This is a genomic window from Paenibacillus sp. ACRRY, assembly GCF_022346995.1.
Lineage (GTDB): Bacteria > Bacillota > Bacilli > Paenibacillales > Paenibacillaceae > Paenibacillus.
On the sequence record NZ_JAKRNM010000003.1, the window covers coordinates 534,729 to 547,887 of the forward strand.

Consider the following 13,159-nt stretch of genomic DNA (forward strand, 5'->3'; position numbering starts at 1 on the left):
ATTCGGGCATATGGAATCTGACACGCTTCAAAACTAAAGGCGGTGAGCAAACGGATGATGAAGAAAAGATCGGCGCTGCTGCTTGCCATTGTGGCCCTCCTTGGAGGGAGCCTGCTTACGCTGGTACTGATGAGTTATCCCGGTGTGGCCAATCAGACCACTTCGGGTGAAGGCCTGCTGGCCAGTGTAACCGGCAATACGCAGCAGAAGAACGATTTGAAGAAGATTGAAACCGCAATGGATTTGATCTCAAGCAACTATTATAAAGATGTCGATAAGACCAAGCTGATCGATGGTGCGATCAACGGCATGATGGAATCCCTTGGCGATCCATACTCCAACTACATGGGACAGGAAACGGCTGCCCAGTTTGAGGAATCCATTGAAGGATCCTTTACCGGGATCGGGGCCGAGGTATCCTCGCAGGATGGAAACGTCGTTGTCGTTTCCCCGATCAAAGGATCACCTGCCGAGAAAGCGGGTATTCGGGCGAAAGACATGATCATGTCTGTGAATGGCGAATCTCTGCAAGGCCTTGAATTAAACAAGGCTGTTAACAAAATCAGAGGTCCAAAGGGCAGTGAAGCCAAGGTGCAAGTGAAGCGCGCCGGTTCTACAGAATTGATTGAATTTACCATTGTGCGTGATGATATTGATCTGGAGACTGTGTACGCCCACATGGAGGATAACGGTGTAGGTGTCATTACCATCACCCAATTCTCGCTGAATACCGGAGAACGCTTCAAAGAAGAGCTGGCCAATCTGGAGAAACAGAACATGAAGGGTCTGGTCATTGACGTTCGTAATGATCCGGGCGGCGTACTGCAAGTCGTTATCGACATTGCCGAGCAGTTTGTTCCAAAAGGCAAAGTGATCGTGCAGGTCGAGGACAAAAACGGCAAACGTGAGCAAAGCAAATCGAATGGTTCCAGCAAGTCGTACCCGATTACGGTACTGATGAACAAAGGAAGTGCAAGTGCGTCGGAAATTTTGGCCGGTGCATTGCAGCAGTCTGCAGGCGCAACGCTGGTTGGCGAAAACTCCTTTGGTAAAGGCACGGTACAGACGAGCTATGACAAGCAAATGGGTGATGGCAGCCTGCTGAAAATCACCATTGCGAAATGGCTGACTCCGAATGGAGACTGGATTCATGAAAAAGGCATCAAACCGGATATAGCGGTGAACCAGCCGGATTACTTCTCGGTGGCACCGATTAACAAAGAGAAATTACCTTTGAAATATGACAGCAATAGCACGGATGTGAAAAGTGCGCAGACGATGCTGAGAGGGCTCGACTTCAAGCCGGATCGTGTAGATGGATACTATGACCAGAAGACGCAAGAAGCGGTCAAAGCATTCCAGAAGCAGAAAGGCATTGAGGTTACCGGCGAGATCGACGAGAAAACCGCTGAATCACTGGAAGCGGCTCTGATTGAACGTATTGCCAATCCTCAATATGATGCACAGCTGAAGCGCGCGATCGAAAATGTCTCAAAGGATATTTAGACCGTCGTGTCGAAGCCATTAAGAAGGCTGATTATCAGCCTTCTTTTTTTCTGAACCGGCTGAAAGAGAGGGGTGACGGGCCATCATGGAATGGGCTTGGCCGTGGTTAACGACATTAGGGGAAGCATTGCTGCAGTTGTTTACTCAGCCGTTTTATTATATTGCGGTCATTTTGATTGCACTGATCTATCATCGTCAATTACTACAGGAACGTAGGTTGTTTCATGTTCGTCTGCAAAGCTCCATCACCCAGACGATCCGTGCCTTACTCGGAGGTATCGTCATTGGTGTCATCGTCTCGGTGATATCCATCTTCCTAGGGGCGCACCTTACACTTGCCAGTGTCATTTGCATATGGGCCGCAACGTTAATTCTGGCGTTGTTCCGTATTCGCTATCTGTGCTTCGCCTACGCGGCAGGGCTGCTTGGTGTAGTGCAGTTTGGGTTGAACCTGGCCTCTGGCTGGCAGCCGGAGGGGTGGCTTGGCAGTGTCACGGAGGCATTGCGTGCGCTGGACATGCCTGCTTTACTGATACTGGCTGCCTTACTTCATCTAGGTGAAGCAATGCTGATTCGCTTGCAAGGGGTAACCATGGCTTCACCATTGCTCTTTGAAGGTAAGCGCGGCAAGCTGGTCGGAGGATACCAGCTGCAGCATTTCTGGCCGATCCCGATGTTGATTATGGTACCCGTAACGGGGGGCGGAGCAGAACTCGCTTGGAGTCCTCTCTTGAATGCAGGAGGCGGTTATATGCTGATGGCACTTCCGATCCTGCTTGGATTCGGCGAAGTTACGCAGAGTATGCTTCCAGGGCAGAAAGTACAGATTTCCGCCAAGCGGCTCTTGCTCTACGGGACAGGCCTGCTTGTGCTCAGCCTTTTGGCGGCATGGTGGTCCCCACTTATGGTAGTTGCTGCTCTGGCAGCATTTATTGGCCATGAATTTCTGGTGTGGTACAGTGGGTTCGAGGAACAGCATCGCAGTCCGGTGTATGTTCATCCGGTCCACGGCTTGAAGGTGCTTGGCATTATTCCAGATAGCCCTGCTGCAGAGCTGGGCATCGAAGCAGGAGAGACGCTGTATAAGGTGAACGGTGTGATGGTAGATTCACCGAAAGAACTGCATCGTGCACTGCGGATGAATCCTGCCTTTTGCAAACTGGAAGTTCGTAACCATCAGGGGGAGAGCAAATTTATGCAGCGGGCCATCTATGAAGGTGAACATCATCAGCTAGGTGTGCTTATGGCTCCGGACAACCATGAAGCTTGGGCAGTGCAGCTGCGTCCGCTGACATTGTTCCATATCATCACACTCAAATTATTTGCCCGTCGCAAAAATAATCATAATGATGCTGCTCCGCTGGCTCTGCCGGCTCCGGGCGTAAATGAACAAGGATCAGTAGAAATGTAAACAATAAAGGGTACTTCACCGCATGGAAAGCGAGGGAGTACCCTTTGTGTTATTTAAATCTAATTTTTCAACATAAAGATGGCGATCTGTGTCCGATCACGCAGGCTTAGTTTTCCGAGAATTTCGGTGACATAGTTTTTGACTGTACCTTCACTCAAGAATAGTTTAGCTGCAATTTCCTTGTTGGACAGCCCCTCCGATATCGCTTCTGCAACGGCCAGTTCCATTCGTGTCAGACCGTAAGTATCAAGAGGTGGATGTGGATGTGATTGGGGAGCCGCAGCCGGACGAAGCAGCCCCGCAAGCTTGCGAGCAATATCGGGGTGAATCAGCATATCACCGTTATGTACTGTTTTGATGCCTTGAATAATTCGATCGGGAGGTACATTTTTGAGCAAATAACCGCTAGCACCGTTCTGCAGAGCCTGGATAATGTATTCGTCGTCGTCAAATGTCGTCAGCATCAGTACACGCATGTCAGGAAAACGGGACTTGATGATTCGGGTGCCCTCCACGCCATTGCAGTCCGGCATGCGGATATCCATCAATACAACGTCCGCAGCCGTTCCTGACTCCAGCAGTTCAAGTGCCTCACGTCCATTGGAGGCCGTACCTGTGACGATAATGCCGGGATCAAGTCCGAGCAGGACCTTCAGGCTCTCGCGAATAAAAGAGTCATCATCCGTGAGAATCAGCCGAATGGGCTGGATTTGTTCAGCTTCCTTATGGTTACTTGGTTCCATTCGTTCAGACATGGGCACCGTCACTTCCTTTCTCAGATCAGATCAGCCTTCTTCATCATGGGCAAACGTGTAGTTACGGTATAAGGGTAAGCTTGCCGGATCTCAAGCCGGCCTCCAATGGATTCTGTGCGAAGTCGCATTCCTTCATGCCCCATTCCCGATGGGCCCGAATCTGCTGGTGTACTGCTTTTCAATTGTGCTCCCTCAGGCTGGGCTCTCGCAGACTGCTTCGCTTTGATTACTCCATCATTGCTGACGGACATGCAGACCTCACGTTCCCCAAACTCCACTTCCACCGTAATTGTGCTGGCGTTGCCATGTCTCAGGGCATTGGTTAGCGCTTCTTTGGCATTTTTATATAGTACGATCTGCATGCTCGGATACAGCTCACGGGATGAGCCGCGGACTTCATAACTCGTTTTCACCCCCGTCTCCCTGCCTACCTCTTCCAGAAGAAGATCCAGTGCATAGGCTTCGGATACATACGAACTGGAACGCAGTTTGTGAAGGGTAGCACGCATGTCATCCATGCTTGCTGCCAATTGATCACGTATTTGTCTTACCATTTCCGTACCCTGTTCAGTATCCAGAGGAAGGGTTAACAGGGCAGCCTCGGACATCATTTTCGTACGAATGAGGCGGTGTCCGATATCATCATGAAGCTGCCTAGAAATCCGGGTCCGTTCTTCCTCCTGAGCCACTCCCTCAAGCTGCTTCGTGAACAGCAGCAGTTGTGCTCGAGCGTCTTGAAGCTCGTAATGTTTACTGCGAAGCTCGTCATATACCTGTTCCAGCTGTCCGCGACTGCTGGCCATTCTGGAACCCTGCCAGGAGAGTGCGGCGGTAAGAACAAGGATCAGGTTTCCCACCATTCTTCCTGCTGTCTCTTCCAGAAAGGGGAATTTTGGCTCGGTAGGAAGTGAGGCAAACCAAGGAAGCAGCTCTTGAGGCGGAGCGTAGTGCCAGTGTAACGCTATATTTGTGGCGACAAGCTGTGCCCCCAACATCAACCAGCGGGATGTCCCTTCAAGTCGATACATATACACATAGAGTATGGATAAGGACAAGAACAACATGAAGGGTCCGTATACAGCAATCAGCCAGCAGCTCCAGAGCATTTCAGCCAGGATGAGCAGCACATACCAAGCACGAGAACGGGCAAAGTCCTTGCAGACAGCGAGTCCCAGGGCAATGATGATATACAGCGTATATAAATCTTCCTGGTCCAAAGGCAGCATCAAAAGGTACAGGACCGCAGGAACGAGAATTAAACCGTATTGCAGTATACGCATCGGCATAGGTAAGAAACATCCTTTTTAAAATAGAATGGGAAATTACGGGTAATGCACCCCTGATTATAGCACAGCATGCTTCATATGAAGGAGATGACTTAAGTCACCTCCATCTTATGACCTTTCGTACCTTCGCGGGACCATGGGATTCGGTACAATACAAATATGAAATCTGGCGGCGGGATGCTGGAGTGGAAGAGGAGTGTATGAGCGATGGCTATTCTTGAAATGGAACATGTGGTAAAACGGTACGGCAGCAAACTTTCGGTCGATCACTTGAACCTGAGTGTGGAGCGGGGGGAGATATTCGGACTCTTAGGGCCGAACGGAGCTGGCAAAAGCACCACCATCAGTATGATTGCAGGACTGCTCAGCATGGATCAGGGCGAAATCCGGCTGAATGGCATTTCAGTCAAGGAGCGACCGCTTGAAGTCAAACGCAAGATTGGACTTGTGCCGCAGGATCTGGCGCTGTATGAAGCGATGACCGCTGCGGAGAATGTCACTTTTTTTGCCAGGCTGTACGGACTGCGCGGGAAACTGTTGAAGGAGAGGGTGCAGGAATCGCTCGAATTTGTCGGGCTGCAGGATAAAGCGAAGGATGCACCATCCACTTTCTCTGGCGGGATGAAACGCAGGCTGAACATCGCATGTGCCATTATGCACCGGCCAGATCTGATTATTATGGATGAGCCAACGGTAGGAATCGATCCTCAGTCGAGAAATCATATTTTGGAATCTGTGCGCACGCTTAACAAGATGGGATCAACCATTATCTATACAAGCCATTACATGGAGGAAGTCGCGGCAATCAGTAACCGGGTGGCGATCATGGATCAGGGGCACATCATTGCCTGTGGCACCGAAGCGGAATTGAGAGAGCGGGTAGCGTCCGAGGAGAAAATCGTGCTAAGCGCTTCGGGAATTGGCCCCGGTGCCGTTGAGGAACTGAGGCTTCATCCGCGTGTACGTGAAGTAGAAGTGGCAGGAGACACCCTGACCATTACGCTGCCTTCGGCTCAGCAGGATCTGCAGGATATCCTTTTCATCTGCAGCAAACACGAGATAGCCATTCAGTCGCTCCAGGTTGAAGAGCCCGATCTGGAGACATTGTTCCTCAATCTGACCGGGCGAACGCTGCGGGATTAGGAGGTGGCATGGATGAACATTTGGCATATTTGCATGTTTGAAATAAGGCGGATCCTGAGAATCCGATCTGTCCTCTTGAACCTGTTTGTTCTACCGCTGCTGCTGATCTTTATTTTGGGAGCTGCGTTATCCAGTACGATGGACACGGGGAAGGACAACGTGCCTGGACAGGTACGCGTGGGAGTGATTCAGACTGGTTCGAATGCAGGTTCAATTACAGAAGCATTGAATGCATTTGTAGCGGCTCCGTCTGTAGCCGACATGATGAAAGTACAGCACTTTACGTCGGAGGAGGAAGCAGAGCGTGATCTCCGGCAAGGTGAACTCGATTTTGCAGTCTTGATCCCACCCGATCTGGAGGAACGGATGGCGAAGGGGGAAGAGGTGAAGCTGCAATGGATTCTCGGGAAAGACGGCACACTGAACATCGTAGGTGAGACGTTGTTTACCCGCTTCACGGATGAACTGAACAGGCATATGGCAGCAGTTGAAGTGTTGGGACCGGAAGCAAGCATGGCCGTAGCATCCATGACTGACGAGGGCTCGGCCAATTTCTCTTATGTTAACGTCAGCAATCCTGGGACGGCAGGTACTTCATACAGTGCCTCTCAATATTATGCTGCATCCATGCTGGCCATGTTTATGTTATACGCAGGCATGACGACGAGCAGCAGCCTTTTTAGTGAGCGGGACAAGAAAACCTTAACCCGTCTGCAGGCCGCTCCCGTAGGTAATGGTGTCATTTTTGCAGGGAAAATTGCGGGCAACAGCCTCCTGGCTTTCATGCAAGCGCTGATTATTGTTCTGATGACCTATTGGTTATACGGCGTGAATTGGGGGACACATCCTTGGCTGATTGTTCTGATCTGCGTTCTGATCACCATATCTTCAATGATGATCGGTGTAATTGTGGCACTCGTGAGCAAAAGTGCAGCATCTGCAAGTGCGTTAATGCAGGGCATCATCATTGCCATGACGTTTATTAGCGGCGGCTTCACCCCGATTGCCATTGATTTTGTACAGCGGATTGGTGAATTTACGGTGAATCACTGGGCTCTGCAAAGTTTCCTGCGCATGATGCTGAACGCATCGATGAGCGAGATTATGCACAATATTCTTATGCTCGGTGTGGTGAGTGCCGTCTTACTTGCCATTGCAGCTGTGATCTACGGGAAGGTGGGATACCGCTATGAATAGTCTGAATATTGCCTGGTTAATGATCAAACGTACCATAGGACGCAAACGGGGGTTTATGGCATTTCTGCTGCTTCCCTGCCTTGTTGTCACAGGAGCAGTTGCGTTATTTGGAAGCGAGCAAGCCACGCGGGCTGTTATTCCATATGTAAACGAGGATCAAGGGGCAGCGGGTGCGTGGATTGTGAATGAACTTGCGAGCAAGGAAGAATATCTGCTCAAGCCGATGAACACGGAGGCAGAACTGCGAGAAGCGATTACCCGGCAAAAGGGGAATGCGGGGATCATCATCCCTGCTCATTATACGGATGACTTGCTGCAAGGGAAGAAGGTATCGATCGAGCTGGTTGAACTGCGTGTCAGTGAGAGCTCTTACACACTGCGGGCTGCAGTGGAAGGGATGGCTGTGGGACTTCATCAGTCGGCCCAGGTTGTGATGGCGGCAACGAGTGCAGCATCAAATCAAGAACAGATTGCAGAATCGGCAGCAACTCAAGAGCCATTCGCACAGCTGCTGCAGAAAACGGCGGAACATCAGGTCTCCGGCGAAGCTACCGACCTGCAGATGTATCCCAAACCAGGACTGAACAATGTGACCGGATTTACAATTATGTTCATGATGGGGCTGCTGACCAGCGCAGTAGCTGTCATTATGGAAGACCGCAGGCAGCGGACGATGGCCAGAGTGTACACCGCTCCTGTTCGTGCATATGAAATTGCTCTCGGCAATTTCCTGGGCAGCTTTGCCATCGGCATGATTCAGATTGTGCTGGTGCTGGGGATCAGCAGGTGGGTGCTGCACTATGACGCAGGTATTCCATTTGGTGTGCATTTCCTCATCCTGGCTGCATTTATGCTGGTATCCATGGGGATTGCGAGTACGGTGGCCGGATTGATCCGCGAATCCAAAAACGCAAACGTACTGAATTCGCTTATTATCACACCAACCTGCATGATCGGAGGGTGCTTCTGGCCGCTGTCGATTATGCCGGATTATATGCAAAAGCTGGCCAACTTTGTCCCGCAAAAATGGACGATCCAAGCTGTTGAAACCATCTCTGCAGGCGGCACGCTGTCCGACATCAAACTGCCGCTGCTCATTCTGTGTGGCATGGCTGCCATATTGCTGACGGTCGGATCGGTTATTCTCCGTCCTAATCAGCCTGGTGTAGACGCATAACCTATGGAAACATGCTGCGACCATTCAGGATTGGTTCAATTAATTACTAGAAAGACTTCCATAAATTCGAACGGCCGGGTGCACATTTGTGTATCCGGTTTTTGGGCTGTAGTCAGGTAGGGAAGGTGCCAAGGGTCTGATTCGTGGTGCCTGCTTTTGGGTAAATCAGTGAAGTTATACCTATGTCCTCAGGTTGTTAATCTATGATAAATTGTTCGTTAAGGAATGAATTAGACAGAGACCATCCGGTATGCGGAACTTGTATATGCCAGCATATAACAAGGCCTATGGGATTGTCCTGTACATTTTATAGATGTTGAACAGAAAGAGGGTAAGTACTCCATGACAATCATCGGTATTGATCTGGGAACAACGAACAGCCTGGTATCCTGCTGGGCTGGCGGAGAACCCGTTATTATTCCAAATGCACTCGGCAACCGCCTGACGCCTTCCGTCGTTAGTGTCGACGACAACGGGGAGATGCTCGTCGGTGAAGTCGCCAAAGAGCGGCTGATAACACATCCCGAGCGGACAGCTTCTGTCTTCAAGAGGTATATGGGGACCGGGCGAACATTCCATTTGGGTACATATCATTTTTTGCCGGAAGAATTATCGGCTTTTATATTGAAATCGCTGAAGGCGGATGCAGAAGCCTACCTGGGGGAATCCGTGACTGAAGCGGTTATTAGCGTGCCCGCGTATTTCAACGATGCCCAGCGCAAGGCCACACAGCGGGCAGGAGAACTGGCCGGTCTTAAGGTCGAGCGCTTGCTCAGCGAGCCCACAGCAGCGGCCATAGCGTACGGTCTGCATCAGCAGCAGCCAGAGACGAAATTCCTGGTATTCGATCTGGGCGGCGGTACATTTGATGTATCCGTCCTGGAACTGTTTGATCAGATTATGGAAGTGAAGTCGGTTGCCGGAGATAACTTCCTGGGGGGCGAGGATTTCACAAGACTACTGGCGGACATGTTTGCCGAGCAGCATCAGATTGAGCAGGATACGTTGTCAGGCAAGGCACAGTCCGCCCTTTGGAAGCAGGCCGAATCTTGCAAACGTGCGCTTGTTGATGGACGAGAAGGTACGATGTCCTTGACGCTGGAAGAGGGAGTAAAGGAACTACATGTTGACCGTGCAAAATTTGATCAAGCGGCTAAACCGTTACTGGCAAGATTGCAAAAACCGGTCGAGCGTGCTTTGCGCGATGCTTCAGTCAAACTCAATGAGCTGGATGCCGTAATCCTGGTAGGCGGGGCTACGCGTATGCCGCTTATTTATTCGTTTACAGGTAAATTGTTCGGCAGACTGCCTGCGAACCATCTGCATCCGGATGAGGCTGTAGCCCTCGGTGTGGGAATCCAGGCCGCAATGAAAGAACGCCATGCCGATCTGGAGGAAGTGATTCTGACAGACGTATGCCCGTATACGCTGGGAACCTCTGTGTCGATGTCGCTTGGCAATGGACGATTCGAATCAGGCATGTTTGCGCCGATCATTGAACGGAATACAGTCATTCCCGTTAGTAAGGTCGAGCGATACTATACCATGCACAACAATCAGGCATCCATTACTGCAGATATATATCAGGGAGAGAGCCGGCTGGCGAAGAACAATGTCAAGCTGGGGGAACTGACGATCTCGGTACCACCTGCACCCGCGGGGCAACAGGCTGTAGATATCCGTTTCACGTACGATATTAACGGCATCCTGGAAGTGGAAGTGTCTTCGGTGGAGACAGGGGAGAAAAAGGTAGCGATCATACAGGGCAAAGAAAGTGACTTGTCCAAAGAGGAAATTGCCGAGCGATTCAAAGCGCTGGAAGCGATCAAGATCCATCCGCGGAATCGGATGGAGAACCGATTGCTCCTGGCTCGCGGAGAACGGATGTATGAAGAATCACTGGCCGAGTACCGTACGATTATTGCCGAGGCCATGCTGCAGTTCGAAGAGACACTCAAACGCCAGGACGACCGTGAAATCAGGAAAGAAGCAGAAAAGTTGAAGGAAGTACTGGACCAAATTGAAAGAGTGCGGGAGTGATATGTGAATGGACATCTGGACAAGATTGGGGCTTGAGCCTACGCAGGATACGGGAGCCATTAGACGTGCGTATGCGAAGCAGCTGCGAAGTACGCATCCGGAAGACGATCCGGAGGGGTTCCAGGAATTGCGGTCAGCTTACGAGCAGGCCCTGAAGGTTGCGAAAGAACCGATGCCGGATCAGGAACAGCCTGCGGCGCAGACCAGCCCGCAAGCGCAGAATCAGTCTGATAGGGAGCTCCCCTCTGTTCAGGCGGAAGGCCCTCTGCAAGAAGCGACTTCCGAATCCGAAGAAGGTCCTGTCTACTTTACTGTGGATCACTGGGATGCTCCTGTTGAGACGGCAGCCACTTCGCTTCAAGATACAGCGGCAGTGGATGATACGGTCCACTTGCTTGAACGAGCACGGTATATTGTAGAGGATGTATTCAAACGGGCAGATTCCGCCGTATGGGAGGACTGGCTGCAGAGCGAGGAACTATGGCAGCTGGACGTGAAATTTTATACGGGAACGGAATTGCTGCGGATGCTGTATGAACGTCCTTTTTTACCGAAAGCCGTCTGGGGACGGTTGGATGACTTCTTCGGCTGGACGGAACAGCAAGAAGAGCTGAAAGAGGTGCTTCCGGAGGAAATCGCTGAGTATCCGGGCATGGAACTGGGGCGTCCGTGGGAGCTTCGGTATGACACATTTGATCCGGGAAGAGACGTGGACTATGAAACCTTCATTCGTCTGCGTGAAACGGCATTCCAACTAATGCTTCGAGGTGAACTTGCAGAAGCCGCATCACACATTGATGCAGGTATGGCATTGTATCCGGATGACCCGGACCTGATCCGGCTGGCCGCCAAATTCCGCCTGTGGAACAAGGAGGAGGACGCCGCTCTGGTCTTGTTTGAAAGGCTGGCTGCACTCGAACCAGATGCAGTGGACGGGCTGCTGCATAGCGCAAGACTGCTGCATGCCGCCGGGCAGAAGGAGCAGGCTGAGCAGCTATACCGCAAGGTACTGGAACGCGAACCTCACCAACTGGATGCATGGAATGGATTGGCCTTGTTCTATCAGGAGCAGGGTGAATTGGAGACAGCACTCCACATGGTTGAGCAGATCGTTACTCAGTATCCTCACGATCTGGAGATGCAGATTACACTGCTGGAGCTGAAACAGAAACGGGTTGAGCAAAAGATCAGAGCGGCTGAGCAGCAAGCGGATGCGGGCGTTCGTCGCACGCTGCAGCGTGAAGCTGCCGAGGGGTATGCTGAACTGTGGAACGATGAGCAGCTTGTTCAGTATCTGGGCGAAATTAATGTAAACGAGGAGTTGGATGCGACATTATATCTGCTCTGGGCCCAGGGCTTTGTTCGAATAGGTAAAGGCGAGGAAGGGATTGAAGCTCTTCAGTATGCTGAAGCTGCTGCTATCAGAGAAGGAATCAGCAGCTTTCCGATATTGCTCGAACGGGGGCAACTGCATCTGCGCATGGACAATAATACGGCTGCCATAGAGGATCTGGGCAGAGCAGCAGAAATGGATCCGTCGCATGCGGAGGTCAGGCATTTGCTTGCGAGTGCTTACCAGAGAGAAGATCAGCTTGAGCCTGCCATTGAACTATCTGGTCAGGCGATTGAGCTGAATCCCGAGCCCTATGAATATTATTCGCTGCGGGCGCTTTGTTATTTTAGAATGGCACGTTACGAAGAAGCACTTGCCGATTATGAGATTGTTGTGGTTAAGGAGCATGATTTTGCAAATGCCTGGTACCGGAAAGGGTTCGCACATTTGAAACTGGGGCAGTATGCCGAGGCCGTACAATCCCTTGAAACTTCTTTGGTCCATGAGCATGAAGCGGTTATTTATTATTATCTGGCCATTGCGCGAACGAAACTGGGGGAGATGGAACAGGCGCTGCACGATATCCGGCAATTCCGGAGCGAGAATCCGGGGGACCAGGACGGCCCTCTGATTGAAGGAGATATCCTGCGTTTACAGGGGCAGCTTATGCCGGCACACGATACATACGTCAACGGGTTAAATGAACATCCGAACGTATATGAGCTTGCTAAAATGGCGGTCGTTTGCGTGATGGAGTCTGATATGCAGGACAAGGACCCACATTTGAACAAACTTGCAGACATGATGTCCAACATGGAGACCGTCGAAACGTGGGGATTGCTGTTCATTACACGATATCTGGTAGAGGTCCAAGACTGGGCAAGTGTCCGAGCATATGTGGAAGCTTATATAGACGGAGAAGAACCGAAGGATATTGATCCTCATATCTGGTTGTATTCCGGGATTGCAGCCTATCATGCGGGAGATATGGACCAAGCCATTCTTGAACTGGGCAAAGCCTACGGCGCAGGTCTGCGGGGCGATGTGTGCAGTGCTCTGAGCATGGTGTATTACGATAAACATGATTGGGATCAGGCGCTCGCCTATGCCGAAGAAGCTATACACAGTCAGCCAGACCACCCGGATTATGTTGTGCGTCGTAACGCTATTGCTGCTCGTGCGGCAGAACGGGGATTTTCCTTTTTGAAAAAGCTTCGCAAATCCAAGCCGGCGTATGAACTGTGGCCTTCGACTGTACCCCTTCAGCATTTGCAGCCAGATGAAGTCATGGACTTACATTTTACATAGGGA

9 protein-coding genes are annotated in these 13,159 nt (G+C 51.0%); 7 read left to right on the forward strand and 2 right to left on the reverse strand.

Annotated features, from left to right (window positions below; genetic code table 11):
- Nucleotides 1-54: 54 nt before the first annotated feature.
- Nucleotides 55-1,506 (forward strand): S41 family peptidase, encoded by a 1,452-nt coding sequence (locus tag MH144_RS15890; protein ID WP_127540983.1) that lies wholly within the window; start codon nucleotides 55-57, stop codon nucleotides 1,504-1,506.
- Between the two features lie 85 nt (nucleotides 1,507-1,591).
- Complete coding sequence (locus tag MH144_RS15895; protein WP_239302179.1) at nucleotides 1,592-2,917, forward strand: PDZ domain-containing protein; 1,326 nt, start codon at nucleotides 1,592-1,594, stop codon at nucleotides 2,915-2,917.
- Nucleotides 2,918-2,976: 59 nt separating this feature from the next.
- On the opposite strand, the gene MH144_RS15900 is transcribed toward MH144_RS15895, so the two are convergent.
- Nucleotides 2,977-3,672 (reverse strand): response regulator, encoded by a 696-nt coding sequence (locus MH144_RS15900; RefSeq protein WP_239302181.1) that lies wholly within the window; start codon nucleotides 3,670-3,672, stop codon nucleotides 2,977-2,979.
- A gap of 20 nt (nucleotides 3,673-3,692) precedes the next feature.
- On the reverse strand, nucleotides 3,693-4,958 hold the full coding sequence (locus MH144_RS15905) for a sensor histidine kinase (protein WP_239302183.1): 1,266 nt from the start codon (nucleotides 4,956-4,958) through the stop codon (nucleotides 3,693-3,695).
- 207 nt (nucleotides 4,959-5,165) lie between these two features.
- On the opposite strand from MH144_RS15905, the gene MH144_RS15910 reads away from it, so the two are divergent.
- The 5 genes from MH144_RS15910 to MH144_RS15930 all read left to right on the forward strand — a co-directional run bounded on the left by MH144_RS15910 (nucleotide 5,166) and on the right by MH144_RS15930 (nucleotide 13,156).
- Complete coding sequence (locus MH144_RS15910) at nucleotides 5,166-6,101, forward strand: ABC transporter ATP-binding protein (protein WP_275440131.1); 936 nt, start codon at nucleotides 5,166-5,168, stop codon at nucleotides 6,099-6,101.
- A 12-nt stretch (nucleotides 6,102-6,113) separates the two neighbouring features.
- Nucleotides 6,114-7,298 (forward strand): ABC transporter permease, encoded by a 1,185-nt coding sequence (locus tag MH144_RS15915; protein ID WP_239302185.1) that lies wholly within the window; start codon nucleotides 6,114-6,116, stop codon nucleotides 7,296-7,298.
- A complete protein-coding gene (locus MH144_RS15920) occupies nucleotides 7,291-8,475 on the forward strand; it encodes an ABC transporter permease (RefSeq protein WP_239302187.1) in 1,185 nt (394 codons plus the stop codon). Before MH144_RS15915 ends, MH144_RS15920 begins: the two co-directional genes overlap by 8 nt.
- A 342-nt stretch (nucleotides 8,476-8,817) precedes the next feature.
- Entirely contained in the window at nucleotides 8,818-10,515 is a 1,698-nt protein-coding gene (locus MH144_RS15925) for a molecular chaperone HscC (RefSeq protein WP_239302189.1), read from the forward strand.
- 7 nt (nucleotides 10,516-10,522) lie between these two features.
- A complete protein-coding gene (locus MH144_RS15930) occupies nucleotides 10,523-13,156 on the forward strand; it encodes a tetratricopeptide repeat protein (protein WP_239302191.1) in 2,634 nt (877 codons plus the stop codon).
- The last annotated feature ends 3 nt before the right edge of the window (nucleotides 13,157-13,159 follow it).